Below are 26,638 nucleotides of genomic sequence, written 5' to 3' on the forward strand. Positions count from 1 at the left end.
CTGGGAGGAACCCCCATGCGACGTACCGCTCTGCTCACCCTCGCCCTGAGCGCCACCCTCGGCCTGGCCGCCTGCGGCGGCGGCTCGGACCCGCTGGACAGCGAGGGCGACGCGCCCGCCGGGACCGGCTCCGGCTCCGGGGAGGCCGGCAGCATCACCGTCGGCTCCGCCAACTTCCCGGAGAACGAGCTGCTCGCCGAGATCTACGCTGCCGCCCTGGAGGACGCCGGCGTCGAGGTGTCCACCCAGCTCAACATCGGTAGCCGTGAGGCCTACATCGCCGGCATCCAGGACGGCTCGGTGGACGTGCTCCCCGAGTACACCGGCGGGCTGGCGACCTACCTCAACCCGGAGATCACCGCGACCTCCTCCGAGGACGTGCTGGCCGACCTGGAGGAGAACCTGCCCGAGGACCTGCAGGTGCTCGAGATCAGCGACGCGGAGAACAAGGACTCCCTGGTCGTCACCGGCGAGACCGCCGAGGAGCTGGGCCTGACCTCGATCGCGGACCTGGAGCCGCACGCCGGCGAGATGACGCTGGGCGGTCCGCCGGAGTTCGAGAGCCGGCCCAACGGGGTCGACGGGCTGGCCGAGGTCTACGGGCTGGAGTTCGCGAGCTTCCGGTCGCTGTCGGCAGGCGCCAACCTCACCGTGCAGTCGCTGGCCAACGGCCAGGTGGACGTCGCCAACATCTTCACCACCGACCCCGCGGTCGAGGAGAACGGCTTCGTCGTGCTGGAGGACCCGGAGTCCCTCTTCGCCGCCCAGAACATCGTGCCGCTGCTGCGCGGCGATGCGGTCGACCCCACGGTCGAGGAGGCGCTGAACGGGGTGTCCGCGGAGCTGACCACCGAGAACCTCACCGCCATGATGGTGGAGGTCCTCACCGACGGCGAGGACCCGTCCGCGGTCGCCCAGGAGTTCGTCGACGGCCTCTGAGACGTCGGCCCGGCCGCTGAGCCGGGTGGTGACCGCCACCCGGCTCAGCGGCCGCGCAGCTCCCGCGTCACCAGCAGGGCGGCCTCGACGGCCGAGGGAGGCAGCGTGGGCACCGCGAGCTCGTGACCGCGGTCGGTGATCCCGTGCCCCCCGGTCCACACCACGACCTCGGGGTGGTCTGCCCGCAGCGTGTGCACCAGCCGGGTCGCCGGGTCGGCGTCCCAGCTCATCGGGACGCTGATGATGACGCCGGCCGGGCGCAGCGTGCGCACCGAGTGCACCCAGCTGTGCTGCGGCACGTCGGCCCCGAGGAAGCGGACGTCGATGCCCTGCCGGCGCAGGCAGACGGCGAAGGCCAGGGCGCCCAGCTGGTGCAGCGCCCCGGGGGCGAGCCCGACCAGCACCACCGGTGCGTCGGTGTTGGCCCCGGCCGCGTCGAAGGCCGCCGAGAGCCGGCGGTGCACCGCCGCCGAGACGAAATGCTCGCCGGAGATGTCGACGTCGCCCCGCTCCCAGGCATACCCGAGCTCGGTGAGGGCGGGCATCAGCCACTGCTCCAGGGTGGTCTCGAAGGAGCTGCGGGCGAACGCACCGTCCAGGACGGTGGTGAGCAGCCGCTGGTCGTAGCGCTGCGCGGCCAGCACGAGCTCGGTGAAGGCCGGTGCCTGCCCGGCCGGCGCGGCGACCGGGTGCCGGGGCCCGGGAACCGGTGGCGGCGCGGTCTCGGTGGCCAGGGTGGCCACCCGTTCGGCGGCCAGCGAGGCGGGGGTGCCCTCCCGGACCAGCTCGGCCATCCGGGCGAGCCGGGCGACCTCGGCGTCGTCGTAGAGGCGGTAGCGCGAGCTGGACCGCTGGGGGGCCACCACCCCGTAGCGGCGCTCCCAGGCCCGCAGTGTCGCGGCGGGCACACCGGTGAGGTCGGCGACCTGCTTCACCGTGTAGCGCACACCCATGGGGCCCGCCCTCCTCTCGGCACCGGCAGTCGCTCCGACGGCCCGCATGAGCCTATCGCGCACTCTCCCGACCGGGCGCGCGTCGTGCCACCACCGGGCGAGCGTTGTGCACGCGACCGGGCGAGCGTTGTGCACGCGACCGGGCGAGCGTTGTGCTGCAACGGCGAGGGCCACCACCCCGTCCCCGGGATGGCGGCCCTCGTCTGGTGCTACGGGTCAGGCGACCCGACGTTCCTCAGAGCCCGTCGACGCGGTCCCCGGGGGCCTGCAGGTCCGGGTTGGCCTCGAGGTAGGACACCAGGTTGGCGAGGTCCTCCGGACCGCCGACCAGGTTGGTGCCCTCGGTGAAGGCGGTGAAGTCGTCACCACCCTCGGCCAGGAAGTTGAGCGTCGAGACCCGGTAGGTCCCGTCCATCTCGAGCGGCACCCCGTCCAGCTCCATCCCGCTCACCTTGCTGCCCTCGGGCTGGCTGTCGTCCCAGGTGTAGGTGAAGCCCTCGCTGACGCCGAGCGCCAGGTAGGGACGCCCACGGTCCGGCACGAACTGCTGCTCGAGCACCGCCTTGACCTGCGCACCGGTCATGTCGACCGAGACCAGCAGGTTCCCGAAGGGGGCCACGTTGTATGCCTCCTCGTAGGTGACCTCGCCGGGCGCCTCGTCGTTGCTGATCTGGTCGACCAGCAGGCTGGCGCGGACGCCACCGACGTTCATGAACGAGATCTGGGCGTCGCCCTGGTCCGCGCCCTCGGTGCCGAACAGGATCGAGTCGGCGATCAGGTTGGCCATCGGCGTCTCGACACCGCGGTCGCCACCGGCGTCACCGGTGATGTCCTCGGCGACCGTGCCGACGACCTCGCCGGCGAGGACCTCGGCGCGGGCCTCCCACTCGGCCACGATGTCCGCCACCGCGGCGTTGTCGGGCAGCGACTGCAGGACCAGGTTGTTGCCGGAGAGCACCCGCTCGCGCAGCACGTCGCCGGTGGTGCGGCTGACCGCGAGCCGGGTGTCGGTGACCACGTGCCCGTACTGGGCCGCGCCGGTGACGCTGCGCGGGTCCCCGTTCGGGTCGTCGATGCTGCACACGTACGGCTGGTGGGTGTGACCGGAGTAGATGGCGTCGACCGCGGGGTCGATCCGCTCGGCCAGGTCGACGATCGGGCCGGTCAGGTTCTCGCACTGCTGGTAGGTCCCGGTCTGCTCACCACCGTCGTGCATGAGCAGCACGATGGTGTCCACGCCCTGGGCGGTCAGCTCTGCGGCATACCGGTCGGCGGTCTCCACCTCGTCGAGGAACTCGACCTCGGAGATGCCACCGGGGCTGACCAGGGAAGGGGTGCCCTCCAGGGTCATCCCGATGAAGCCGACCTCGACGCCGTTGACCGTGCGCACCTCGGTGGCGGGCAGGATCGGCTCACCGGTCTCCCGGTCCACCACGTTCGCGGCCAGGTACGGGAAGCCGGCACCGGGGTACGGCTCGTCGCCGAAGCAGCCCTTGTCGGGGTGGCAGCCGCCGTCCTGCATGCGCAGCAGCTCGTCGACCCCCTCGTCGAACTCGTGGTTCCCGACGCTGGCGACGTCCATCCCGATCTCGTCCATCACCTCGATGGTCGGCTCGTCCTGGAACAGGCCGGAGAGGAAGGTGGACCCGCCGATGATGTCGCCGGGGGAGACGGTCATCGACTGCTCGTCGAAGGAGCGGGTGCGCAGCACGTCGAGGGTGGTGGCCAGGTTGACCGCACCGCCGACCGCGTTCTGGTCTGGGTCCTGGGTCTCGCTCAGGGTGGCGCCCTCGTCCACCGCGAGGTGGCCGTGGAAGTCGTTGAAGGAGAGCAGCTGGAGGACCATCTCGTCCACCCACAGCGGCAGCCACTCGTTCAGCGGCGCCTCCACGCCCTCCTCGGACAGGGCGGCGTCACCACCGAAGAGCACAGTGCCCTGCGGGGAGAGGTCGTCGAGCGCGTTCACGGTGGCGCCGGGCAGCGAACCCGTGCGGCTGAGCAGCAGCGGGCTGCCGTGGTATGCCGCCAGCGAGCCGCCGGTCAGCGCGTCCGGGTAGTTCTCCCCGCTGGCCAGGTAGGCTACCGAGTCGTACTCGTAGCTGGAGGCCAGCGCGACGGCGGTCTCGTACCGGTTCTTGCCGAAGACCCGCGTGGTCTCCGGGACGATCTCGGTGATCGAGTCGACGACCTCGTCGGAGACGGCCACCGAGCCGCCGAGGACGACGACTGACTGCGGTGCCAGCTCGGAGATGGCCGTGGCGGTCACGGCGCGCAGCGACTCGGGGTCGGTGAGCAGGACCGGGGCGCCGTCGCGGCCGGCGCGGGCGCCACCGGTGAGGGCGTCCGGGTAGTCGGTGCCGGTGGCGACGTAGAGCACGGGCAGCTCGCTCGGGAAGAGCGACGCCAGCTGGGCGGAGGTCTCGTAGCGGTTGCCGCCGCCGATCCGGATCACCTCGGCGCCGAACTCACCGAGCTCGTCCTCGACGTCCTCGGAGACGGCGACCGTGCCGCCGGCGATGACGATGGTGCCGGGTGCCAGCTCGCCGAGGGCCATCCGGGTGGCGCCCGGCAGGCCGTCCTGACGGGTGAGCAGCATCGGGGCCGACAGGCCCGCGCCGTCCACGTCCGGGGTGGCCTCGGTGCCCTCGTCGCCCAGGGTGGCGGCGGTGCCGGAGGGCATCTGCGCGCTGAGCGCGTCCGGGAACACCTCGCCGGAGGCGATCAGCACGGTGTCCGAGGCGCCGGCCGGGAACTCACGGGCGATCTCGGCAGCGGTCTTGTAGCGGTCGTCCCCGGCGATCCGGTGCACGGTCTCCGGGTCGGGCAGCTCGGGTGCGGCGGGGCGGGGGGCGTCGGGCTCGCCCGGCGCGGAGGACGCGGCCAGGGCGCCTCCGCTGACGAGCGCTGCCGCTGCGCCGACGGCCACGAGGCCTCGGCAAGCGGCGCTGATACGGGGGGACATCACGTGTTCTACTCCTCGTGGACGGGCATCGACGAGCCCTCGGCGAGCCCGTCCTAGGAACGTAACCCATCTCCCACCTGCGCAGACCTGCTCCCAGATCACGATCAGGTGAACGTCTGTCGCGGCCCACCCGCAGATGTGACGCATGGGGCAGGTGTGGCAACGGTGGGACCGAGGCGTCACGAGTTGGCAAATGTTCATCCTCAGGGCTACCGCGCGGAGGGTGCGGCGACGTATGGTCAGAGCCCGTCGAGGTGGCCCGGTACCGGGCCGGTCTGCGGTATGCGCGAGAGCCAGCCAGGCACGCGGGGCAGAGCTACGGAAGCAGGGAACGGCAGATGTCAGGGAGTGGGGACGCGCGTCGCGGGGGATACGGCGCACGGATGGTGATCGCGACCATGCTGGCCGGGGGGCTGACGATCACCGGGTCGGTGGCGCAGGCGGACAACGAGCCGGCGCCCGAGGGGCAGGAGAGCACGGGGAGCGAGGCCGTCGAGGGCGACGGGCAGGGGGAGCAGCAGGCCGACCCGCCCGCCGAGGACCCCGCCCCGGCGCCGCCGCCCAGCTCGATGAGCTCGGTGCCGGTCGAGGGTGGTGGCGGGTTCGGGACGAACGGTGCCGCCGCCGGGGACGCCGGCTTCGCCGAGCTGCCGGAGGACCCGGCATACCCGGTCCCGGCACCCCCGGTGAACGAGGACCTGCCCGCCCAGGTCGACGCCGTGACCTCCTACCAGCCGCAGGTGTCCTGCGACCCGGTGGACCGACCGGGCGTGACCGCCTTCGCGCTGCTGCTCACCGAGCACTACGGCCGCTCCGCCTACAGCGGTGCGCGCAGCTGCATCGACTACATGAGCTACCACCACGACGGGCGCGGGCTGGACTGGCCGCTGAACGCCCACGACGCGCACGACCGGCGCATCGGGGACGCCACCGTCGCGTGGCTCACCGAGAACGACGGCGAGATGATGCGCCGCTTCGGCATCGAGTACATCATCTGGAACGAGCTCATCTTCCAGAAGGCGGACAACCGCTGGCGCTACTACACCGGCAGCCCGCACACCGACCACATCCACTTCTCCTTCACCTGGGACGGCGCACAGATGCGCACCTCCTGGTGGACCGGGGTGGCCGTGGTCCGTCCCGACCTCGGGCCGTGCAACCCGGTGGCCCTCGAGTACGCCTCGCTGCACACCTTCCCGCGCCTGGACGCCTGCGACGACTCCTCGCTCGCGGCGCCGCAGGCAGGCACGGGCCGGGTGCGTCCCGGCGAGTCCGGCGGGGGCGTGTCGATGCTGCAGGACGTGCTGGGTGTCCCCACCAGCGGGACGCTGGACGAGAGCACCCGCGAGGCGCTCCTCGCCTGGCAGGACGAGCAGGGCATCCCGACCACCGGGGTCGCGGACGCCCTCACGTATGCCGTGGCCCAGGGCGCCGAGATCGCCGACCTGCCGGAGTCGGCCCTTGCGATGGCGCCGCAGGAGTGGCAGCTCACGGCCTTCACGCCGTACGTGCGGACCACGCTCACCGAGGGTGACCAAGGTGAGGCGGTGACCGTGCTGCAGGAGGCGCTGGGCGCGGAGCCGGACGGCGACTTCGGACCGAAGACCGCCGCCGCCCTCGCGGAGTGGGAGGAGAGCGAGCCGATCCTGGCCGCGCAGGCGGCGCGCCGCGGTGACGGACCCGCCGAGGTCACCCCGCTGACCTGGCTCTACCTCGAGCGGGCGGTGCACCCGACGATCACCCTGCGCGACATCGAGCTCACCGAGGGCAGCCTGGACATCGAGGCGGACCCGGACGGCCGGCTGGCCGCCCGGGCCAGCGCCGAGGGCGAGGCGGACAGCCCGTATGCCGGGGGTGCCGTCTCCCGGGTGCAGGAGCTGCTCGGCGTGGAGGCCGACGGCAGCTACGGGCCGATGACCGTCGAGGCCGTGCGGGCCGTGCAGGAGGCCGCCGAGCTCGAGCCCACCGGCGAGGTCGACGGCCCCACCTGGGTCGCGCTGGAGGCGCACGCCATCGAGGAGGGCCGTCTGGACGGCGCTCCCGGGTCGGCGGAGCAGCAGGCGCGCGAGAAGGCCGAGAAGGAGGCCGCCGAGGAGAAGGCGGCGGAGGAGAAGGCCGCGGCCGAGAAGAAGAAGGCCGAGGAGAAGGCGGAGCAGGAGCGCGCGGAGCAGGAGGCGCGTGAGCGGTATGCCGCGTCCTTGGCGGACGCCAGTCGCTGATCCGCCCCCGGCGGAGCGCTAGGGTGCAGACCATGGCGCGTCCGCACATCGCCGCCCTCATCGAGGACTCCGTCCGCCGTCGGGTCGACGGCTGGCTGCGGCGTCGTGGGTGGTTCGAGCGGGTCTTCGGCTACACCGGTTACGGCTCGCCGGACCGGGCCCGCGTCTTCGCGCGGGTGCTGCTCTCCCCGCACGAGCCGGAGGAGTCCCGGACGGCGCTGACCCACGTCGAGGACTCGCTGCTCGACATCGCCCAGCGCGGCTGGCGCTTCTTCCTCACCGCCCCGGCCGTCGACGTCCCGGTCACCGTGCGGCTGGGCGAGGCTCAGGCGCGGGCGACCACCGACCGGGGCGGCTACGTCGACATCGAGGTCCGCGGTCACGGGCTGCCCCCGGGGTGGCAGGAGGCGCTGGTCGAGGTGGGCAACGGGGACACGCTCACCGTCTCCGTGCTGGTGGTCGACCCCGCGGTCCAGGTCGGTCTGGTCAGCGACATCGACGACACCGTCATGGTGACCCACCTGCCCCGCATGCTGATCGCGGGCTGGAACACCTTCGTCCGCTCCGAGCAGGTGCGGCAGGCGGTGGCCGGGATGGGCGCGATGTACCGCTCCCTGCTGGCCGAGTCGCCCGGGATGCCGATCCTCTACCTGTCCACCGGCGCCTGGAACACCGCGCCGGCGATCACCCGGTTCCTGCGCCGTCACGACTTCCCGGTGGGGCCGATGCTGCTCACCGACTGGGGCCCCACCAACACCGGATGGTTCCGGTCCGGGCAGAAGCACAAGGAGGAGGAGCTGCGTCGGCTGCGCCACGACTTCCCCGGTATGCGCTGGATCCTGGTCGGCGACGACGGTCAGCACGACCCGGTGATCTACGGCGAGTTCGCGCAGGAGTTCCCGGAGGCCGTCGAGGCCATCTGCCTGCGAGAGCTGACGCCCGCCGAGCAGGTGCTCTCCAGCGGTCTGCCGGTGGCCACCGACGAGCTGCTGGGCAAGCGCGTCCAGGTGCCGATGCTCAAGGGCGCGAACGGCTTCAGCCTGCACCAGCTCCTGGTGCGGGCCCGCGCCCGGTCGGTGCGGGGCAGCGGTGCCTGAGCTGCCGGAGGTCCAGGCGCTCGCCGACTTCCTGCAGGAGCGGGTCTCCGGCCGGGTGGTGACCGACGTCGAGCTCGGTTCGATCGCGGTGCTCAAGACCTTCGACCCACCCCCGGACGCGCTGGTCGGGGCACCGGTGGACCGGGTGTCCCGGCACGGCAAGTTCCTCGACCTCGACGTGGACGGGACCCACCTCGTCTTCCATCTGGCCCGCGCCGGCTGGCTGCGCTGGTACGACCAGGTGCCGGCGACCCGGGTCCGACCCGGCAAGAGCCCGATCGCGCTGCGGGTGCGCCTGGACGACGACGCCGGTTTCGACCTCACCGAGGCCGGCACCCGCAAGGGGCTGGCGGCCTACGTGGTCACCGACCCGACCCAGGTCGCGGGGATCGCCTCGCTGGGTCCGGACCCGCTCGCCGACGGCTTCGACGAGGCCGCGCTGACGGCGCTGCTGGAGGGGCGGCGGACGCAGGTCAAGGGAGTGCTGCGGGACCAGAGCATCCTGGCCGGCGTGGGCAACGCCTACTCCGACGAGATCCTGCACGCGGCACGGATCTCGCCCTACACGCTCGCGGCCGCGCTGACGGCGGAGCAGGTGCACACCCTCTACGAGGCGCTGCGGACGACCCTGGAGGCGGCGGTGATGGCCGCCGCCGGGAAGCCGGCCGCCCAGCTCAAGGACGCCAAGCGGGCCGGGATGAACGTGCACGGACGGGCCGGCGAGGCGTGCCCGGTCTGCGGTGACACCGTGCGCGAGGTGTCCTTCGCGGACTCCTCGATGCAGTACTGCCCGACCTGCCAGACCGGCGGCAAGCTGCTCGCCGACCGGCGCATGTCCCGCCTCCTCCGCTGACCGGGCGTCTCGGTTTGCCGGACCGAGCGTCTTGGATTGCCGGACCGAGCGTCTCGGTTTGCCGGACCGAGCGTCCCGACGTGCCACACCGAGCGTCTCGACGTGCCACACCGAGCGTGCCGGATTGCCGCTCAACCGGGCAGCGCGAAGACCTGCCCGCGCCAGCCGAACTCCCGCGCGGCCTCGACGTTGTCGACCCGGTCGTCGGTGAACCGCACCTCGGCCACCCCGACCTGACGCCCGAGCCGACGCTCGATCTCGGCATGCGCGACGGCATACGCCTCGGGAGTGGGCTTGGCGAAGCCCAGGTCGTGGGTGTTGAGCAGCCGCTCGGCCAGGTGGCCGAGCCCGATCCGGTGCAGCTCGTCCGGGACCCGGTCGGTGCCGTTGGTCAGCACGAACAGGGGTATGCCGTCGGCCAGCAGCTCGTCCACCAGCGCGGTCGTGCGCCGGATCGGCGTCCCGCGGTCCTCCTCCCAGCGGCGCACCGCCGCGGTGACCTGGTCCTGCGGGTGCCCCAGCTCCAGCAGCCGTGCCTCCAGTGCGGTCAGCCAGCGGGCGTAGGTGGATCGGCCGACGACCATGTCGCGCGCCTCCGGGAGGCCGTAGGCGATGTCCACCATGCCCAGCTCGGGCAACCCCAGCTCCTGCTCGCTGCGGGTCCGCCCGCCGTCGGCATCGAAGCCGCGCAGCACCCCGTCGAGGTCGAGCACCGCGACGCCGGCCCGGCGCAGGAAGGAGGCCAACCGCCATACCTGCTCCGGCACCGCCTTGGCCACCAGCACGGCCGCCCGCTCGATCGACACCTCGCCGGCGCGGGTGCCCACCGTCACCCGGTCGCGCTCGACCCGCACCAGGGCGCCCAGGGCGTCGGTGGCGCGGCCGTCCTCGGGCAGCCGGTGCCGGACGACCACCCGGGTGCCGAGCGGAAGGTGGTCCAGGACGGTGTCAGGAGTGGAGGTCATCACCGGTCACGATACCGGTGTCGAGGACCGTATCCAGACATCTACGAAAGAAACTAGAGAGCTGGATATATACCCATCGTCACCGACGGGACGGCTGGTCCTCAGATGACGGTGGCGTCCTGACCGTCCGTGCCGCCGACCATCGGCTTGTCCGCCGAGCTCCACGCCCGCATGCCGCCGTCGACGTTGACCACGTCGTAGCCCTGCTGCACCAGCCACTGCACGGCCTGGCCCGAGCGGCCGCCGCTGCGGCAGATGACGGGCAGCGTGGTGGCGGTCTCGGGGAGCTCGTCGATGCGCGCCGGAAGGTCGCCCAGCGGGACGTGCACGGCGGCGGGGGCGTGCCCGGCGGCCCACTCGTCGGGCTCGCGGACGTCAAGGACCACGGCGTCGTCGGGGACGTCGGTGACGGCGATGCTGGGAGTCTCGTTCATGGTCCCCACTATGCACCGTGGATGGGGTGGTGCGGGCCACGCGTCGCACGGTGAGGTATGCACGGGTCCGCGGGTTAGAGTGTTCCGCGGTTGGGATATTGGTTCATATCTCCGGCAGTGGCCGGAAGGGGAAAGAGACCGCATGACTACCTCTCCCGCGCGTGGAAACGCGCAGAGTTCCCGTCTGCCCACGCGCACCCGGGACAAGCGGCCCGCACTCGCGCTGCTGGCGCTGCTGCTCGTGCTCGTCGGTGCCCTGGGGAGCGCCCTGCTGGTCTACCGCACCAGCAACCGCACCCAGGTCCTGGTGGCCAACCAGCCCATCTCGCAGGGGCAGGTGGTCACCGACCAGGACTTCTCGGTCACCGAGATCGCCTTCGACTCCGGCACCCAGGTGGTCACCGCGGACTCGCTGTCCGAGTTCGTCGGGTCCTACGCCACGAGCAGCATCCCGGAGGGGTCGCTGATCTCGGGACAGATGTTCACCTCGACCGAGCTGGCCCCCGCCGATGCGCAGAAGGTCGGTGTGGTCGTCGCCTCCCCGGGACGTCCCTCCGACGCCTTCCGGGTCGACGACGTCGTCAGCGTCTTCGCCACCGCGCCGGAGAGCGCGGTGGGTGCCGCCGAACCGGCCACCGAGCTGGTGAGCGCTGCGCGGGTGGTGGCCGTCGCCCCGACCGTCGACACCCGGGACACGGTGCACGTGACGGTGCTGCTGCCCGCCGACACCGCGGCCGAGGTCATCGCCGCCAGCGCCGCGGGCACCGCGGCGCTCACCGTGCTGCCCGCGGACACCTCCCCGGTGGTCGACTGGCGGGGCGAGTGAGGCTCGGATGGCCCTGATCAGCTTCTTCAGCGCCAAGGGGGCGCCGGGTGCCACCAGCACCGCGATGCTGGTGGCGGCCGTGTGGCCGCGCCCGACGGTGCTCGTCGACGCGGACGGCGCCGGTGGGGACCTGCTGATGCGGCTGCCCGCCGAGTCGGGGGTGTCCCTGACCCAGCATCCGGGGCTGCTGACGCTGCTGCCGCTGGCCCGGCACGGGCTCGCGCCCGGCGTCGTCCTGGACCACTCGCAGGTGGTCCAGGGTGGGCAACGGGTGCTGGTCGGGCTGGAGACGGCGGAGCAGGCGGACGCCGCCGCAGCGCTCTGGCCGACCCTGGCCCGCGCCTTCCGGGAGATCCCCGGCACCGACGTGGTCATCGACGCCGGGCAGCTGAGCCCTCGTGCGGGACAGCTGGCGCTGGCCCAGCGCAGCGACCTGGTGGTCGGGGTGGTCCGGCCGAACCCGGCCAGCGTCATGCACCTGCGGGAGCGGATGGTGGTGCTCAGGCAGTCCTTCGCGGCGCTGGGGGCGGACGCCCCCCGGGTGGGGGTACTGGCGATCTCGGACGTGCAGCACCCCGAGGAGGCGTCGGCCGCGATCTCCGCGGTGCGGGCCGAGTCCCCGGACGTCATCGACCTCGGCCAGGTGGCGCACGACCCCCGCGCCGAGCGGATGTTCCACGGGGAACCGGTCGGCCGGCCAGAGCGCACGATGCTGGTCCGCTCCGGCCGGTCGTTGGTGCAACGGCTGACCGCCGCCCTCGGTCCGGGTCTGGCCCCGCCCCCGCCGGCCAACCGTGCCGAGGCCAAGGCGCTGGCCAACGGTCAGGTCCCCAGCCACGAGGACCTCCAGGACGAGACGCCGCCGCCGTCGGAGGAGCCCGCCGACCGCTCGACGAAGAAGCGCACGAAGTGGAGCCTGCGATGAGCATGTCCTCGACCGAGATTCTCGCGGGGAGCACCCCGAGCGAGCTCGCCGCGACGAACCAGCTGGTCCGCACGCTGCGCACCCAGGTGGCGGACCGGCTGAACCAGCAGCGTCGCCGGGACGAGGTGGCCGGACGCACGGCCATGAGCAGCGAGGACGAGCGGCACTTCGCCCGCTCGCTCATCGTCCAGGTGCTCGAGGACCACGCCACGCTGATGATCAGCGAAGGGCGGGTCCCGCCGACCGCCGAGGAGGAGGAGCGGGTCGCGGCGGCCATCCACGCCGCGCTCTTCGGGGTGGGGCGTCTGCAGCCGCTGCTGGAGGACCGGGACGTCGAGAACATCGACATCAACGGCTACGACCGCGTCTTCGTCGGGTATGCCGACGGCCACGAGGAGCTCGCCGCCCCGGTCGCGGACAGCGACGAGGAGCTGATCGAGCTCATCCAGATCCTGGCGGCCAACGTGGGTCTCACCTCGCGGCCGTTCGACTCGGCCAACCCCCAGCTCGACCTGCGGCTGCCGGACGGTTCCCGGCTCTCCGCCGTGATGGGGGTATGCCAGCGCCCCAGCCTGTCCATCCGTCGGGCCCGCCTGGGTCAGGTGACCCTCGAGGACCTGATGGCCACCGGAACCTTCAGCGAGGACGTGCTGCACTTCCTGCGGGCGGCGGTCTCGGCCCGCAAGAACATCATGATCGCCGGTGCCACCAACTCCGGCAAGACGACGATGCTGCGCGCGATGGCGGCCGAGATCCCTCCCGAGGAGCGGTTGATCACGGTCGAGCGGGCGCTGGAGCTGGGGCTGGACAAGTTCGAGGACCAGCACCCCAACGTGGTCGCCTTCGAGGAGCGACTGCCCAACTCCGAGGGCGTCGGCGAGGTCGCGATGGCCGAGCTGGTGCGGCGGAGCCTGCGCATGAACCCCTCCCGGGTCATCGTCGGTGAGGTCCTCGGTGACGAGATCGTGACCATGCTCAACGCGATGAGCCAGGGCAACGACGGCTCGCTGTCGACGATCCACGCCAACTCCTCGATGGAGGTCTTCAACCGCATCGCGACGTATGCCCTGCAGGCGCAGGAGAACCTCCCGGTCGAGGCGACCCACATGCTCATCGCGGGGTCGATCAACTTCGTCGTCTTCCTGCGCAAGAAGAACGACCACTCCAGCGGTGGCGGCCTCTCCCGTGGGGTGCAGTCCATCCGGGAGGTCACCGGCATGGACGGCCGGGTGCTCTCCTCCGAGGTCTTCGCGGCCGGCCCCGACGGGGTGGCCCGGTCCAAGGCGCCGATCGAGTGCATCGACGACCTCGTCCCCTACGGCTACACCCCCACGCCGATGCACCGGTGGGACTGATGGGCCAGCTCTACGTCCTGCTGGTCCCGATGCTCACCGGTGCCGTCGTCGGGCTGGGGCTCTACGTGGCGGTGCTGGCCGTCGTCGGGCTCCCCGAGCGCGACCCCGGCACCCCGGGCCGGTTCTCCCAGGTCAGCCTCAAGGGGCTCAGCGGTCGCCTGGTCGTGGGCATCGGTGTCGGGCTGGTCACCCTGGTGCTGACCCAGTGGGTGGTCGCGGCCCTCGGGCTGGGGCTGCTGGCCTCGCTGTGGGACCAGCTGACCGGTGACTCGCGCTCCGAGACGATCGGCATCAACAAGCTCGAGTCGCTGGCCACCTGGACCGAGTCGCTGCGCGACACCATCGCCGGCGCGGTCGGGCTGGAGCAGGCGATCCCGGCGACCGCGGTCAACGCCGGTCCCTCGATCCGCTCCTCGCTCAACCTGCTGGTCGACCGGCTGCGCATCCGGGAGCCGCTCTCCGAGGCGTTGATCCACTTCGCCGAGGACCTGGACGACCCGTCCGCCGACGTCATCTGCTCCGCGCTGGTGCTGAACGCCCGGCTCCGCGGGCCCGGGCTCCGGGACGTCCTCGGGGCGCTGGCGCAGTCCACCCGTGAGGAGCTCGACATGCGGCGCCGCATCTCGGCGGGTCGTCGCTCGATCCGCCGGTCGGTGCGGATCATCGTCGTCATCGTGCTCTCGGTGATGGGTGGCCTGGCCGTGTTCAACCCGGTCTACGTCCAGCCCTACGGCAGCCTGGGCGGGCAGCTGGTGCTGCTGGTCGTCGCCGTCCTCTTCGCCGCCGGGCTGCTGTGGATGCGGCGGCTGGCCGAGCCGCAGAAGCTGAGCCGCTTCCTGGTCGTCAACCGCACCGCCCGCGCCCGCGACATGGAGCGCATGCTGGACGACGTCCGCGAGGGCGCCCAGACCCCCGGCCGGGAGCGTGGCCGCCGATGAACGCGATGATCTGGCCGATGCTCTCCGGCGCCCTCGCCGGGCTGGGGCTCTACCTCTTCGTGCGGGTGCTGCTGCGGCCCCGCCCGGGGGTGGCCACGCTCGTCGCCCGGATCGACGCGGGGTCGCGCTCCATGCAGACCCACACGCTCTCCGAGTACGACACCTCCTTCGCCGAGATGAGCGGCCGCGGCCGGTCCGCGATGACCGCGCTGGCCGACCGGTTCGAGGTGATGGCGGCCCAGCGCGGCTGGCAGATGCAGCGCCATCGGGCCGACCTGGCGATCCTGAACCGGACGGTCGGGGCGATGCTGGCGACCAAGGTGGTCAGCGGGCTCATCATGCTGATGATCGGCCCGCTCGTCTGGGGGGCCCTCCGGCTCGGCGGGCTGGACCTCGGCCCGGCGATGCCGCTCGGTCTGGGGCTGCTGCTGGCGGTCCTCGGCTTCTTCCTGCCGGACTTCTCGCTGCGCGCGGAGGCCGAGCAGCGTCGGCGCGAGTTCCGGCGCACGGTCGGGATCTTCCTCGACCTGGTCTCGATGAACCTGGCCGGCGGTCGGGGCCTGCCGGAGGCGCTGCTGGCGGCGTCCTCGGTCAGCGACCACTGGTCGGTGGTGCGGATCCGGCAGACCCTGGCCAACGCCCGTCTGTTCGGGACGACCCCCTGGGAGGCGCTCGGCCAGCTCGGCAAGGACATCGGGCTGGAGGAGCTGGAGAGCCTGTCCGGCGCCCTGGTGCTGGCCGCCGACGACGGCGCCAAGATCCGTCAGTCGCTGTCGGCGCGGGCCACCACGATGCGCCGCAAGGCCCTGTCCGAGGCCGAGGGGGACGAGGGGGAGCGGTCGCAGTCGATGCTCATCGCGCAGATGCTGCTCGTCATCGCCTTCCTGGTCTACCTCGCCTACCCGGCACTCACGGCGCTGATGTCCGAGCAGGCGCTGTGACGGGCCCGGGTCGAGGTCGGCCGGGAACTTCCGTACGATTGGCGTCGTCGGAACAGGTGTGCAACGATCCTGAGTTGCGACCCGGGCAGTGGCCCGGGTCATGACCATGACAGAGGGGTGTTCATGAAGTCGACGAAGTCCTACGTGCAGCGGGTCCGGCGCGAGCTGGTGGGGCGCAAGGACCGCGGTGCCTCCGCCCTGGAGTGGGCGTTGATCGCGGCCGTCGTCGTGGTGGCAGCAGCCCTCATCGGGGCAGCCGTCTTCAACGTCATCCAGACCCGAGCCGGCCAGGTCACCGAGTGCGGCAACGTCGGCCCGGGTGGCACCTGCTGATGACCCTCTCCCGCCCGTGGCCGACACGGTCACGGCGGGTGCGGGGCAGGGCAGGTGAACGGGGCTCGGCGGGGCTGGAGCTGGCGATCGTCGCACCGGTGCTGCTGTCGCTGATCTTCTTCAGCCTGCAGGCCGCCTTCTTCTTCTACGGGCGGGCGGCCGCCACGCACGCCGCCCGCGAGGGGGTCTCGCTGCTCCGGCTCGCCGAGGACCGCGCGCAGTATGCCGAGCTCCGCCCGGACGCGATCGCCCGCACCGAGCGGTTCGCCTCCAGCGTCGGCGGTGCCGGGCTCGTGGACCCCAGCGCCGAGAGCAGCTACACCGAGGAGGGGGACGGTACGGCACGGGTGGAGGTCTCGGTCTCGGGTCGCGTCATCACGCTCGTGCCCGGGCTGAGCCTGACGGCCTCCGCGGACGCCTCCGGCTCGGTCGAGCGCTTCCTGGAGCCGGAGCGTATCCCCTAGGACCACCGGCACCGTCCGGTCCACCAGGTCTGTCCACCGGACCGCACACCCAGCAGCAGGCATACCCCTCGCGCCGACCGGCGCCCGAGGTCGGAGAGGAGGAGCACCGCATGCGGATCACCCGCCCCGTCCCGCGTGAGCGCGGGTCGATCGCGCTGGAGTTCGCCTTCGCCGCGCCGATCATCCTGCTGATGCTCGCCCTCGCCTGGACCTTCGGGCGGGTGGCCTGGGCGAACGGGCACCTGGAGGCCGGGACCCGGGACGCCGCCCGGGTGGCCACCCAGGCACGGTCGATGGACGAGGCGCGGCAGGCGGCCACCTCCGTGCTCCGGGACAACACGGAGGCGGTGCAGGGCTGCCCGCAGAGCCTGTCGGTGCAGTTCACCGGCGGGTTCGAACCCGGCTCGACGCTGACCGTGGAGGCCAGCTGCAGCTACTCCCTGTCGGACATCGGTATGCCCGGCGCCCCGGGCCGGGTCTCCCCCTCCTCGAGCTTCGCCTCGGTCGTCGACCAGCGGCGCGGGGTGCAGCCGTGAGCCGCCTGCTGGCCCGGCTCCGGGAGCAGGGGGAGCGCGGCTCGATCCTGCCGCTCATCCCGGTGATGGCGCTGGCGCTGCTGCTGATCGCGGGGCTGGTCATCGACGCCTCTCGTCAGCTCAACACCCGCAGCCAGGCGGTGGCCTACGCCGAGGAGGGCGCCCGGGCGGGCGCCCAGGCGGTCCGCCCCGACCTGCCGGTGACGCTCGACCCGGCGGAGGCCCGGGCCAACGTCGCGGAGTACTGCGACCTGGTGCTGCGCCGCAGCCAGGTGACCAGCTGCGGCGTCACCGACATCGAACCCGCCCCGGACGGGCCGCGACCGCTGGTCGTCGTCGTCCGGGTGGAGACCGAGATCCCGGCCACGCTGCTCGGGATGGTCGGGATCCGGTCCTTGAGCGCCTCGGGAGTGGGGCGCGCCGAACCCGTCGAAGGAGAGTTGGATGACCCGGCACCCATCGAGCCACCCGAGCCGTGAGGTCCGGCGGCGGGCAGCCGCCCCCGCCCTGACCCTGGCCATGGCGCTGACGCTGGCCGCCTGCGGGGGCGACGACGACGCGTCCCGCAGCTCACCGTCGGCCCTCAGCGCCGACGACGGTGACGACGCCCCCTCCACCGCCGAGGTCGAGCCCACCACCGCGGAGCCGACCGGCTCCGACGAGGACTCCGACAACTCCGCGGCCGACTCGGAAGGGGCGGGCGACGACGACGAAGAGTCCGAGGGGTCGGCCGACGAGGACGGCGGCGGGGAGGACGGTGATCCCGACACCTGGGCGACCTTCACCGAGGAGCCGCCGCCGGTCGCCATGGACCCGGGCGGGCTCGCCGACGACCCGCGGGTGCAGGCGGTGATGCGGTTCAACGAGCAGCTGGCCCGGGCGGCCACCGCCGACGACCCGGAGCGGCCCGAGTGGCTGGCCACCCTCAACGAGGACAGCCTGCCCACGCTGCGGGAGAACTTCGCCGAGGAGTTCGGCCGCACCTACCCGGGTCCGCTGCCCTACGAGGTGCTCGACGTGCAGGACCTCGAGGACGGCACCGCCTCCGTCCAGGGCTGCCTGGTGACCGACGGGTTCTCGGTCGGCCCCGTCGGGGAGGGCGAAGGAATGACCGGGATGGTCGTCTCCTCGATCGAGTACTCTCTGGTGGAGGACCCGGCGGAGGAGGGGGCGTGGCTCGTCGACGCCATCTATGCCGGGGCATACGACTGTTCATCCACCAGCGTGGAGGCGCGGACATGGTGACCAGAGCGACCACCCGAACCTGGCGTGCGGCCCTGACGGCCGCGGCCGGTGCTGCTGCCCTGCTCCTGACGACCGGCATACCGGCCCAGGCGGCGGTCAACTACGACCCCCGACCGGGGCAGCCGATCCAGTGGGGACCCGACCTGAAGACGCGGATCAAGACGTACCAGACGGGCAACGGTTCGGCCTGCTCGCTGATCGCCTCGCCCAACTCCGTCGGTGGGGTATGCCTGTCGGCCAGGGCCTTCGACGGCCCCACCATCAAGGAGGTGCTGGACGGCGACGACCTCCCGGAGTGCTGGCAGGAGAAGCTCACCGGCGAGGAGCTCAAGGACATCGGTCTGGAGCACGGTGACGGCGCCGGCTGGTACTGGAACCGCTGCCTCACCGGGATCGACCCGAAGACCTTCGAGATCGAGGAGGGCGGCATCCAGTTCGCCGTCGGGATCTGGTACTTCGAGGACGACGACCCGGAGCTGGTCGAGCTCACCCCCAACCAGGTGGAGTTCATCGACCGTTTCGTCCGTCGCGGCAACGTGCCCCAGCCGGTGATGCTGTCCGCGCCCAGCCCGGTGCCCTGGGTCAACGACGACGTGGCGTTCTACAACGCGACCGAGGACGACCTGCACGTCGACCTCGCGGTCCCGGGTGCGGAGATGCGCGGCCGGATCACCGAGATGCTCGTCTACCCCGAGGGGCGGCCGGGTCCCTCGGTGAAGTGCTCGGGCGGCGGCGTGGAGGTCGGCCCGGACGACACCCCGAGCACGGTGCGGGACGCCTGCTGGCACGCCTTCGAGCAGGCCAGCCAGACGCAGCCGGACGACCAGTACCGCGGTGAGATCCACGTGATGTGGCAGATCGACGCACGGGTCAACGGTGAGTGGGAGGAGTTCCACACCTTCGTGAAGAGCTCCGAAGGTGTGATCCAGGTGAACGAGGTGCAGGCTCTGGTCCGTCCGTGACCCGAGCCCGGCCCGAACGGGGAGGAAGAACGATGAGCACTGCCACCAGGCGTCCGTCCGGATCGTCGGAGAAGCCGTCCGGCGCGAAGCCCGCCAAGGGGCCCGGCTACCGACCCCGCACCGCCGCGGACCACCTCCCGCGGGCGCAGGAGGCGGAGCGGTCGGTGGGCAAGGGCCTGGCGGCACTGCTCGGCATGCTCGTCCTCGTGGTCGGCATCCCGGTGGGGCTGGTGCTGCTGGTCGGCAACCCGCTGCCCAGCTCGTTGCCGACGACCGAGTGGCTGACCGCCCCGGTCACCGCCGAGGCGCTCATCAACATCGTCGCGGTGCTGGTCTGGCTCGTCTGGGCGCACTTCGTGGTCTGCCTCATCGCCGAGTGGCGTGCCCTGCGCGCCGGTCGGCTGCCCGGCCTGGTGCCTGCCGGCGGCGGCTCCCAGCTGGTGGCCCGCCGCCTGATCGCCGGTGTGCTGCTGCTGGCGGGCTCGGCCACCATGACCGGCAACGCACCCGGGCCCGCCGCGGCCCCGGAGGCGGCCGTGGTCAGCACCGCGGACGTGGGCGTGGCCCCCGAGGCGGGCAGTGCCGGGGGTGCGGCCCTCGGGACGGCCGGCGGCGAGCGCACGTCCACCTCGGAGACGGCGGCCGAGACCTTCGAGGCGACCCCGGCTGCGGCGCAGGGGGAGGCCCAGGTCACCAAGTTCTACGAGGTGAAGCCACCGCAGGGCCGCAACTACGACACCCTGTGGGACATCGCCGAACGCACCACCGGTGACCCGTTCCGGTACAAGGAGCTCTACCAGCTCAACCAGGACCGGGTGCAGCCCGACGGGCGCCGCCTGGTCGACGCGGACCTGATCCGCCCGGGGTGGCAGCTGGTGATGCCGGCCGACGCCTCTGGCCCGGACATCACCGTCGTCCGTGCCCACGTGCCGTCCACGTCGGTCCCGACCGAGGTGGTCGCGGACACCCTGCAGGGCGCGGGCGAGCGGGCCTCCGCACTGGCCGACGGTGCGGCCCGGAGCGCGGCCGACGCCGCCCAGGGCGTCGCCGAGTCGGCGCCGACCGGGTCCGCGGCGCAGGGTGGCGGGACCGCCGCGGCCAGCGGCCTGACGGAGCAGGCGCCGGCCGGTTCCGAGGTGGACCTGGGTGAGCTGGCGCTCGGCGGCGGCATGGTGCTGGCCGGTCTGGCGCTGGCGCTGTCCTCGCGCCGCGGCCCGTACGGCGACCCGACGCAGCAGGAGCAGGCCCTGCGGCTGGCGGCCGACACCGGCCGGGCCGACCTGCTGGACCGGGCGCTGAGGCTGCTGGCCGAGGGACGTCGGGCACAGGGCCAGGCGTTGCCCGACGCGTCCGCGGTCTACGTCAACGACGAGCAGGTCATCGTGCACCTGGCCGGCAGCGGCACCGCCGGCCTGCCGCCCACCCCGTGGCGGGAGACCGAGGAGGGTCGGGTCTGGGTGCTGCGCGCCGAGGACGCCCTCGGGCGCAGCTGCGAGGGCCCTGCCCCGTGGCCGGCACTGGTCAACATCGGGATGTCCCACGGTTTCGACCTGCTGGTCGACCTCGAGTACGCCCCCGGCCTGGTCAGCATCAGCGGTGACCCGCAGGGTGCGCGGGACGCGGCCCTGTCCAGCGTCGTCGACCTGGTGACCCACCCCTGGTCCGACGGGGTGCGGGTCACCCTCGTCGGTTTCGCCGGGGACGAGGCGCTGGCCGAGGTCTCTTCCGGGCGGATCACCCAGGTGCGGTCCCTCGACGAGGCACTGGCCACCGCCCGCCGGGACGTGGACACCCAGGCGGCGCTGGTGCGCTCCCTCGGGGTCGACGGTGTCCTGGCCGGACGCGTCGCCGGGGCCGGCCGCGACCTGCAGCCGCACGTCATCGTGATGTCCGGCAGCCCCGACCAGGACGAGGCCCAGCGCATCACGGCGCTGCTCTCCGGCGGGCGCACCGGTCTGGCCGTGGTGTGCGTCGGCCAGACCCTGGCCGCCCGCTGGCGGTTCGCGGTCGACGGCGGCGGTGCCCTCGACCTGGGGGTGCTCGGGCTCTCCGGCACCGCCCGCCGGCTGCGGCACGAGGACCTCGAGCTGGTGGCCGGCTGGGTCCGGGCCGCCGGGAACCAGGGCGGGGAGGCGACCGCGCAGGCCGCCGTCCTGAGCCCCGGTGCCGCGGTGCAGACGTTGCCGCAGGAGGGCCGGGAGCACCTGGCCGCCGCGGCGGCCATGCAGGAGCGGGACGAGGCCCAGGCCCACGTCGGCCTGCTCGGCCCCGTCGTGGTGCACGCCCCGGGGCAGGTCAACCCCTCCCGCGAGGAGCTGCTCACCGAGCTCGTCACGCTGGTCGCGCTGCACCCCGCCGGTGTCCACGACTCGGTGCTGCGCGTCTCGCTGTGGCCGCGCGGTGTCGAGGACGACGTGGTCGAGGCCACCCTGGCCTCCGCGATCCAGTGGCTCGGGGACGGCAGCGACGGGGCCCCGCTGCTGGACCGGGACGACGCCGGTCGGTGGCGCGTCGGGGCCGGGGTGCACGTGGACTGGCTGGAGCTCGCTGCGGTCGCCCAGGCCCGTGAGGACGACCCGCGGCGGCTCGCGGACGCCCTGGGTGCCGCCCGTGGCCGTGCCTTCTCCGGGACGCCCGCGCAGCGCTACACCTGGCTGGCCTTCCACCAGGCCGCCCGGGACGCCCGGTTGGTCGTCACCGCCGCCGCCCGCCGCGCCGCCTCCGCCTTCGCCTCGCAGGACGACGTCCGGTCGGCCGAGCGCACGCTCCGCGACGGGCTCACCCTGGTGCCGCAGGCGCAGTCGCTCTGGCGGGACCTGCTGCGGCTGCTCGGCGGCTCCGACCCCGAGGGTGCCGGCCGGGTCGTGCGGGAGATGACGCAGGCGATCGGGTCCGACCCGCTGGAGCCGGAGACCTCCGCGCTGGTCCAGCACCTGAGCCCGGACATGCGCGAACTGGGGTGATCCGGTGCGGCTGCTGATCACCGCGATCGCGGCACGCCCTGGGGGCGGCCCGGCCGCCCCGCACGACCTGGTCATCGACACCGAGGACGACGCCACCGTCGGCGACCTCGCGCTGGCCCTCACCCGGCGGATGCGCAGCCTGGACGCCGAGCACGGCTGGGCCCCCACCCCCGCGATGGCGAGTGCGATCGGCGCGGAGGAGCCGCACCTGCGGGTGGTGCGCGGAGGCGGGTCCTCCGAACCACCGGCACCGGGGCATACCGGGGCGGCGTCGGACCCCCTGGGCTCCGTGGACACGGTGACCGCCCAGGACGCCGACACCCTGTATGCCGGGTCGACGGCGTTGGACGCGGCGCTGCCGCTGTCCGCGAGCCCGGTCCGGCACGGGAGCATCGTCGGTCTGGGCCGTCCGGTCGCGGACCTGCTGGGCGAGCCCGAGGGGCTGGTGGAGGTGCGCATCTCCTCCGGCCCCGGCGCCGGAACGGTCGCCCGGCTCAGCACCGGGGACCACGTGGTGGGCAGCACCCCGCACGCCTCGGTGGTGATGCCGCCGGTCGGCCTGCCGGAGGTCTGCCTGACCCTGCGGGTGCACCCGGACGGGCGCGTCGAGGTGGACCCCGAGGAGTCGCTGCTCGGGGTGCAGCAGCAGCCGGTCTGGCGCAGCCGGATCCTGCCGGGGCCGATCGTGCTGGACGCCGAGGCCGAGATCCAGCAGCGCCGGGCGGGGGAGAGCACCTACAGCGAGCTGCCCCCGGGCACCCGGGTGATCAGCGCGGACGCACCGACGCCGCTGCTGCACCTGGATCGTGAGGAGGTCCGCCCCGGGCAGGAGTGGGAGCCCGGCCAGGCCCTGGTCATCGGTCCGTGCCTGCTGGCGCTGACCATCCCGACCCCACCGGACGCCTCGCTCTCGCTGAGCCCGCAGGGCGCCACCCTGGACTTCAACCGGCCGCCGCGGCTGCTGCCCGCCGCGCGGCAGACCGAGTTCACGCTGCCCGGGGAGCCCAAGCGCAACCTGGGCCAGCAGATCCCGTGGGCGTTCATCTTCCTGCCCGCCGTCGCCGGGCTGGCGATGTACCTCATCACCGGGCGCCTCTACACGCTGATCTTCATCGCGCTGACCCCGTTGATGGCGCTGTCCAACTGGGTGACCGGGCGCACCCAGGAGCGCAAGCGCTACCGCAACGAGTTCGCCGAGTACACGGTGCGGATGAAGAAGGTGCAGCAGAGCGCGCTGGAGGGCCTGGGGGCCGAGCGGGCCGCCCGCCGCCGCGACTTCGCCGACCCCGGCGAGGTGCTGATGACCGCGATCGGCCCCCGCCGCCGGCTGTGGGAGCGGCGCCGCAGCGACCCGGACTGGCTGGTGGCCCGCTTCGGCACCGCGGACCAGGTCTCCTCGGTGGCGATCAAGTCCCGCGAGCGGGAGGACCACGAGGGCGACCTGCTGTGGACGGCACCCGACGTGCCGGTGACGGTGAGCCTGCTGGAGGCCGGGGTGACCGGCGTCGCCGGTCCGGCCCGGCGGGCGGTGGCGCGGTGGACCCTGGCGCAGCTCGCGGTGCTGCACTCGCCGGTCGACCTGGACATCACCCTGCTGTCCTCCCCTGACGGGGAGGCCGACTGGCACTGGGCCCGCTGGCTCCCACACCTGCGCTCCGACGACGGCGACCCGGAGCTGGCCCAGGTAGGGGTCGACGACGAGACGACCGCGCGCCGGATCAGCGAGCTGGTCAACGTGCTGGAGCAGCGGCTGTCGGTCACCGACTCGGGCTCGTTCGGCAGCAAGGGTGTGTCCTTCCCCCCGATCCTGGTGGTGCTGGACGGCTCCCGCCGGCTGCGGCTGCTGCCCGGGATGGTGCCGCTGCTGCAGCAGGGTCCCTCGGTGGGCATCACCTTCCTGTGCCTGGACGAGGACGAGCGGCTGCTGCCGGAGGAGTGCCGCGCGGTGGTCCAGGCAGACGAGCCGTTGATGCGGGTCACCGTCACCGAGCAGTGGGTCATCGAGGGGGTCCGCCCCGACCTGGTCAGCCCGGCCTGGGCCGAGCGGGTGGCCCGCGCGGTCGCGCCGGTGCGCGACGTCTCCGCCGAGGACGCGGCCGCCACGATCCCCACCTCCAGCCGGCTGCTGGACGTGCTGCGGCTGGACCCGCCCACCAGCGAGGGCGTGCAGCAGCGGTGGGCCTCCATCGGCCGGACCACCCAGGCGGTCATCGGCGAGGGCACCGAGGGCGCCTTCGCCATCGACATGGTCAAGGACGGCCCGCACGGCCTGGTCGCCGGCACCACCGGCTCCGGCAAGTCGGAGCTGCTGCAGACGATCATCGCCTCGCTGGCGGTGCACAACCGGCCGGACGAGATGACCTTCGTGCTCGTCGACTACAAGGGCGGCGCCGCGTTCAAGGACTGCAACCGGCTGCCGCACACCGTCGGGATGGTCACCGACCTGGACGGCCACCTCACCGGGCGGGCGCTGGAGTCTCTGGGCGCCGAGCTGCGTCGCCGCGAGCACCAGCTCGCGGACGCCGACGCCAAGGACATCGAGGACTACCTGGCGGCGAAGGGGCCGGACGACGCCCCGATGCCGCGCCTGCTCATCGTGATCGACGAGTTCGCGGCGCTGGTGGCCGAGCTGCCCGACTTCGTCACCGGGCTGGTGGACATCGCCCGCCGTGGTCGTTCGCTGGGGGTGCACCTGATCCTGGCGACGCAGCGGCCGGCCGGTGTCGTCAGCGCCGAGATCAAGTCGAACACCAACCTGCGCATCGCGCTGCGGGTGACCGACGCCAACGACTCCCAGGACGTCATCGAGGCCCGCGAGGCGGCCCAGATCGCCAAGTCCACCCCGGGCCGCGGGTATGCCCGGCTCGGTCACTCGAGCCTCATCCCATTCCAGTCCTCGCGGGTCGGGGGACGACCCCGCGGTGAGGGGCACGCGGCCCAGGTCGAGGTCCGGGGTATGCCCTTCGCCGAGCTGGGGGTCGCCCCGCCGGGGCCGCCGGCCGCCGAGGAGGACGCCAGCACGCTGACCGACCTGGCGGTCCTCGTCGAGGCCTGCCAGCAGGCCAGCGGTGCCTCCGGTGTGGTCGCCCCGCCGAGCCCGTGGCTGCCGGCGCTGGACGACGCGGTGACCCTGGAGCAGGTGCTCGAGCAGTTCCCCGACGCCGCCCCGCACGCGGACCGGCTGGTGCTGCCGCTCGGGGTGGTCGACCTGCCGGCCCAGCAGCGCCGCGACGTCGCCAGCTACGACCTGGCCACCGGCGCGCACCTGGCCGTGGTGGGCGCGGCCCGCACCGGGCGCTCCACCCTGCTGCGGGCGCTGGCCGGTGCCGTCGCCCGGGACCTCTCGCCCGAGGACGTGCACATCTACGGGGTGGACTGCGGCAACAACGCACTGCTCCCCCTGGTGTCGCTGCCGCACGTGGGGGCGGTGGTCTCGCGGGACCAGACCGACAGGATGGACCGGCTCGTGTCCCGGCTGCGGACCCTGATCAGCGAGCGGCAGCAGCTGCTCGCCGAGGCCGGCTTCGCGGACGTCGCCGAGCAACGGGCCAACGCGGCGCCGGGGGAACGGCTGCCCTACGTGCTCGTCCTCTTCGACCGGTGGGAGGGTTTCTTCCAGGCCTACGACGGGTTGGACGGGGGGCGGCTGGTGACGGCCTTCCAGCAGATGCTGCAGGAGGGTGCTGCGGTCGGCCTGCGGATGGTGCTCACCGGTGACCGGTCACTGACCATGGGCCGGATGGGCACCATGCTCGACGACAAGCTGATGCTGCGGATGACGGACAAGAGCGACTTCGCCACCATCGGCCTGCACGCCAAGAAGGTCCCCGAGCACATGACCGAGGGTCGCGGGTTCCGGGCCGACGGGCTGCGGGAGACGCAGATCGCGCTGCTGGACCCGGACCCGGCCGGCACCGCCCAGGTCCGCGCCCTGCAGGAGCTGGGACGGCTGGCCACGCAGCGGCATACCGACCTGCCGCGCTCGAGGCGCCCGTTCCACGTCGACGTTCTCCCGGTGCGCTTCGGCTCCGAGCAGGCGGGCGAGCTGCGCGCCCGGGACGAGGCCGAGGGCGTGCAGGTGCCCGAGACGGCGCTCGCGGTCGCGGTCGGTGGCGACACCCTGGGGCTGCGTCACCTGGACGCGCTCGACCACGGCCCGGCCATCCTGGTCACCGGGCCCCGGCGCAGCGGACGGTCCACGGTGCTCCGCCAGCTCGCGACGGAGGCGCTCGCCGGTGGATGGCAGGTCGCGCTGGTGACGCCCCGCAAGAGCCCGCTGCGTGAGTTGGCGGGGCGTGCGGGCGTGCACGGGCCGTGGGACCTGACCAGCGACCAGAGCGAGACGACCGAGCAGCTGAGCGCCCTGGTGGCGGGGGACGAGCCGTTGGTGGTGCTCGTCGACGACACCGAGCTGGTGGGGTCGGACGGGTGGCTGGCCGAGGCGTTGGTGAAGGCGATCGAGGGGATGCGCGACCGGCCCAAGATGCTCGTCGGTGCCGGCACCCCGGCCGACATGCAGAGCCACTACCGGGGTCCGGCGGCCCTGCTCAAGAAGTCGGGCAGCGGTCTGATGCTCAGCCCGCAGAGCAGCGCGGACGCGGACATGTTCGGCGCCCGGATCAACCGGTCCGTGTTCGGGCAGTCGATGCCCCCGGGCGGCGGCTACCTGGTGCTCGCCGGGCAGCCGGAGCGGGTCCAGGTCATCCTGCCCGACTGAGGGTGTGGGCA

Annotated in this window: 21 protein-coding genes; 17 read left to right on the forward strand and 4 right to left on the reverse strand. The window is 73.0% G+C overall.

What is annotated here, in order from left to right; all coding sequences use genetic code 11:
* Window positions 1-15: 15 nt before the first annotated feature.
* Window positions 16-939 carry an ABC transporter substrate-binding protein gene (locus tag ACI3EY_RS01860; RefSeq protein ID WP_405039212.1) on the forward strand — a complete coding sequence of 308 codons (924 nt, stop codon included), beginning with the start codon at window positions 16-18 and terminating at the stop codon, window positions 937-939.
* Between the two features lie 44 nt (window positions 940-983).
* Here ACI3EY_RS01860 and ACI3EY_RS01865 read toward each other — a convergent pair whose 3' ends face one another.
* Window positions 984-1,892: a MerR family transcriptional regulator gene (locus tag ACI3EY_RS01865; RefSeq protein WP_405039213.1), complete on the reverse strand. Its 909-nt coding sequence runs from the start codon at window positions 1,890-1,892 to the stop codon at window positions 984-986.
* Between the two features lie 235 nt (window positions 1,893-2,127).
* The gene (locus tag ACI3EY_RS01870) at window positions 2,128-4,818 is read right to left on the reverse strand and encodes a cell wall-binding repeat-containing protein (RefSeq protein ID WP_405039214.1); all 2,691 of its coding nucleotides are present in this window, start codon (window positions 4,816-4,818) and stop codon (window positions 2,128-2,130) included.
* Between the two features lie 419 nt (window positions 4,819-5,237).
* Between ACI3EY_RS01870 and ACI3EY_RS01875 the strand changes: the two genes are divergently transcribed.
* The 3 genes from ACI3EY_RS01875 to ACI3EY_RS01885 are packed head-to-tail and all read left to right on the forward strand — an operon-like array spanning window position 5,238 to window position 9,023.
* On the forward strand, window positions 5,238-7,073 hold the full coding sequence (locus ACI3EY_RS01875; protein WP_405039215.1) for a peptidoglycan-binding domain-containing protein: 1,836 nt from the start codon (window positions 5,238-5,240) through the stop codon (window positions 7,071-7,073).
* Between the two features lie 32 nt (window positions 7,074-7,105).
* Window positions 7,106-8,170 (forward strand): App1 family protein, encoded by a 1,065-nt coding sequence (locus ACI3EY_RS01880; RefSeq protein ID WP_405039216.1) that lies wholly within the window; start codon window positions 7,106-7,108, stop codon window positions 8,168-8,170.
* Window positions 8,163-9,023 carry an Fpg/Nei family DNA glycosylase gene (locus ACI3EY_RS01885; RefSeq protein WP_405038590.1) on the forward strand — a complete coding sequence of 287 codons (861 nt, stop codon included), beginning with the start codon at window positions 8,163-8,165 and terminating at the stop codon, window positions 9,021-9,023. The genes ACI3EY_RS01880 and ACI3EY_RS01885 overlap by 8 nt, the downstream gene beginning before the upstream one ends.
* Before the next feature lie 131 nt (window positions 9,024-9,154).
* On the opposite strand, the gene ACI3EY_RS01890 is transcribed toward ACI3EY_RS01885, so the two are convergent.
* Window positions 9,155-9,988, reverse strand: coding sequence for an HAD family hydrolase (locus ACI3EY_RS01890; protein ID WP_405039217.1), 834 nt, complete (start codon window positions 9,986-9,988; stop codon window positions 9,155-9,157).
* 101 nt (window positions 9,989-10,089) lie between these two features.
* The gene (locus tag ACI3EY_RS01895) at window positions 10,090-10,422 is read right to left on the reverse strand and encodes a rhodanese-like domain-containing protein (RefSeq protein WP_405038592.1); all 333 of its coding nucleotides are present in this window, start codon (window positions 10,420-10,422) and stop codon (window positions 10,090-10,092) included.
* Window positions 10,423-10,564: 142 nt separating this feature from the next.
* Between ACI3EY_RS01895 and ACI3EY_RS01900 the strand changes: the two genes are divergently transcribed.
* From ACI3EY_RS01900 to ACI3EY_RS01960, 13 genes are all read left to right on the forward strand, one after another.
* The gene (locus tag ACI3EY_RS01900; RefSeq protein WP_405038593.1) at window positions 10,565-11,248 is read left to right on the forward strand and encodes an SAF domain-containing protein; all 684 of its coding nucleotides are present in this window, start codon (window positions 10,565-10,567) and stop codon (window positions 11,246-11,248) included.
* 7 nt (window positions 11,249-11,255) lie between these two features.
* Entirely contained in the window at window positions 11,256-12,173 is a 918-nt protein-coding gene (locus ACI3EY_RS01905) for a hypothetical protein (protein WP_405039218.1), read from the forward strand.
* Complete coding sequence (locus ACI3EY_RS01910) at window positions 12,170-13,528, forward strand: CpaF family protein (protein ID WP_405038595.1); 1,359 nt, start codon at window positions 12,170-12,172, stop codon at window positions 13,526-13,528. The genes ACI3EY_RS01905 and ACI3EY_RS01910 overlap by 4 nt, the downstream gene beginning before the upstream one ends.
* Window positions 13,528-14,466, forward strand: coding sequence for a type II secretion system F family protein (locus ACI3EY_RS01915; protein ID WP_405038685.1), 939 nt, complete (start codon window positions 13,528-13,530; stop codon window positions 14,464-14,466). Before ACI3EY_RS01910 ends, ACI3EY_RS01915 begins: the two co-directional genes overlap by 1 nt.
* Entirely contained in the window at window positions 14,463-15,407 is a 945-nt protein-coding gene (locus ACI3EY_RS01920) for a type II secretion system F family protein (RefSeq protein WP_405038596.1), read from the forward strand. The genes ACI3EY_RS01915 and ACI3EY_RS01920 overlap by 4 nt, the downstream gene beginning before the upstream one ends.
* Before the next feature lie 123 nt (window positions 15,408-15,530).
* Window positions 15,531-15,740, forward strand: coding sequence for a hypothetical protein (locus tag ACI3EY_RS01925; RefSeq protein ID WP_405038597.1), 210 nt, complete (start codon window positions 15,531-15,533; stop codon window positions 15,738-15,740).
* 38 nt (window positions 15,741-15,778) lie between these two features.
* Complete coding sequence (locus ACI3EY_RS01930; protein ID WP_405038598.1) at window positions 15,779-16,204, forward strand: TadE/TadG family type IV pilus assembly protein; 426 nt, start codon at window positions 15,779-15,781, stop codon at window positions 16,202-16,204.
* A gap of 110 nt (window positions 16,205-16,314) precedes the next feature.
* Window positions 16,315-16,740, forward strand: coding sequence for a TadE/TadG family type IV pilus assembly protein (locus tag ACI3EY_RS01935; RefSeq protein ID WP_405039219.1), 426 nt, complete (start codon window positions 16,315-16,317; stop codon window positions 16,738-16,740).
* The gene (locus ACI3EY_RS01940; RefSeq protein ID WP_405038600.1) at window positions 16,737-17,219 is read left to right on the forward strand and encodes a pilus assembly protein TadG-related protein; all 483 of its coding nucleotides are present in this window, start codon (window positions 16,737-16,739) and stop codon (window positions 17,217-17,219) included. The genes ACI3EY_RS01935 and ACI3EY_RS01940 overlap by 4 nt, the downstream gene beginning before the upstream one ends.
* Window positions 17,185-17,985, forward strand: a complete 801-nt coding sequence (locus ACI3EY_RS01945) for a prolipoprotein diacylglyceryl transferase (RefSeq protein WP_405039220.1) — start codon at window positions 17,185-17,187, stop codon at window positions 17,983-17,985. The genes ACI3EY_RS01940 and ACI3EY_RS01945 overlap by 35 nt, the downstream gene beginning before the upstream one ends.
* A complete protein-coding gene (locus ACI3EY_RS01950; RefSeq protein ID WP_405038602.1) occupies window positions 17,979-18,947 on the forward strand; it encodes a hypothetical protein in 969 nt (322 codons plus the stop codon). Before ACI3EY_RS01945 ends, ACI3EY_RS01950 begins: the two co-directional genes overlap by 7 nt.
* 32 nt (window positions 18,948-18,979) lie before the next feature.
* The gene (locus tag ACI3EY_RS01955; RefSeq protein ID WP_405039221.1) at window positions 18,980-21,910 is read left to right on the forward strand and encodes a LysM peptidoglycan-binding domain-containing protein; all 2,931 of its coding nucleotides are present in this window, start codon (window positions 18,980-18,982) and stop codon (window positions 21,908-21,910) included.
* 4 nt (window positions 21,911-21,914) lie between these two features.
* A complete protein-coding gene (locus ACI3EY_RS01960) occupies window positions 21,915-26,627 on the forward strand; it encodes an FtsK/SpoIIIE domain-containing protein (RefSeq protein ID WP_405039222.1) in 4,713 nt (1,570 codons plus the stop codon).
* Window positions 26,628-26,638: the final 11 nt, after the last annotated feature.

The sequence above is a fragment of the Serinicoccus shuyuelongi genome (genome assembly GCF_045032955.1).
GTDB lineage: Bacteria > Actinomycetota > Actinomycetes > Actinomycetales > Dermatophilaceae > Ornithinicoccus.

Excerpts from the sequence above, each read along its gene's own strand:
- ACI3EY_RS01865 (WP_405039213.1), bottom strand. The coding sequence starts at position 1,892 with ATGGGTGTGCGCTACACGGTGAAGCAGGTCGCCGACCTCACCGGTGTG.
- ACI3EY_RS01890 (WP_405039217.1), bottom strand. The coding sequence starts at position 9,988 with ATGACCTCCACTCCTGACACCGTCCTGGACCACCTTCCGCTCGGCACC.
- ACI3EY_RS01875 (WP_405039215.1), top strand. The coding sequence starts at position 5,238 with ATGGTGATCGCGACCATGCTGGCCGGGGGGCTGACGATCACCGGGTCG.
- ACI3EY_RS01900 (WP_405038593.1), top strand. The coding sequence starts at position 10,565 with ATGACTACCTCTCCCGCGCGTGGAAACGCGCAGAGTTCCCGTCTGCCC.
- ACI3EY_RS01895 (WP_405038592.1), bottom strand. The coding sequence starts at position 10,422 with ATGAACGAGACTCCCAGCATCGCCGTCACCGACGTCCCCGACGACGCC.
- ACI3EY_RS01860 (WP_405039212.1), top strand. The coding sequence starts at position 16 with ATGCGACGTACCGCTCTGCTCACCCTCGCCCTGAGCGCCACCCTCGGC.
- ACI3EY_RS01950 (WP_405038602.1), top strand. The coding sequence starts at position 17,979 with ATGGTGACCAGAGCGACCACCCGAACCTGGCGTGCGGCCCTGACGGCC.
- ACI3EY_RS01935 (WP_405039219.1), top strand. The coding sequence starts at position 16,315 with ATGCGGATCACCCGCCCCGTCCCGCGTGAGCGCGGGTCGATCGCGCTG.
- ACI3EY_RS01880 (WP_405039216.1), top strand. The coding sequence starts at position 7,106 with ATGGCGCGTCCGCACATCGCCGCCCTCATCGAGGACTCCGTCCGCCGT.
- ACI3EY_RS01955 (WP_405039221.1), top strand. The coding sequence starts at position 18,980 with ATGAGCACTGCCACCAGGCGTCCGTCCGGATCGTCGGAGAAGCCGTCC.
- ACI3EY_RS01910 (WP_405038595.1), top strand. The coding sequence starts at position 12,170 with ATGAGCATGTCCTCGACCGAGATTCTCGCGGGGAGCACCCCGAGCGAG.
- ACI3EY_RS01915 (WP_405038685.1), top strand. The coding sequence starts at position 13,528 with ATGGGCCAGCTCTACGTCCTGCTGGTCCCGATGCTCACCGGTGCCGTC.
- ACI3EY_RS01905 (WP_405039218.1), top strand. The coding sequence starts at position 11,256 with ATGGCCCTGATCAGCTTCTTCAGCGCCAAGGGGGCGCCGGGTGCCACC.
- ACI3EY_RS01925 (WP_405038597.1), top strand. The coding sequence starts at position 15,531 with ATGAAGTCGACGAAGTCCTACGTGCAGCGGGTCCGGCGCGAGCTGGTG.
- ACI3EY_RS01920 (WP_405038596.1), top strand. The coding sequence starts at position 14,463 with ATGAACGCGATGATCTGGCCGATGCTCTCCGGCGCCCTCGCCGGGCTG.
- ACI3EY_RS01945 (WP_405039220.1), top strand. The coding sequence starts at position 17,185 with ATGACCCGGCACCCATCGAGCCACCCGAGCCGTGAGGTCCGGCGGCGG.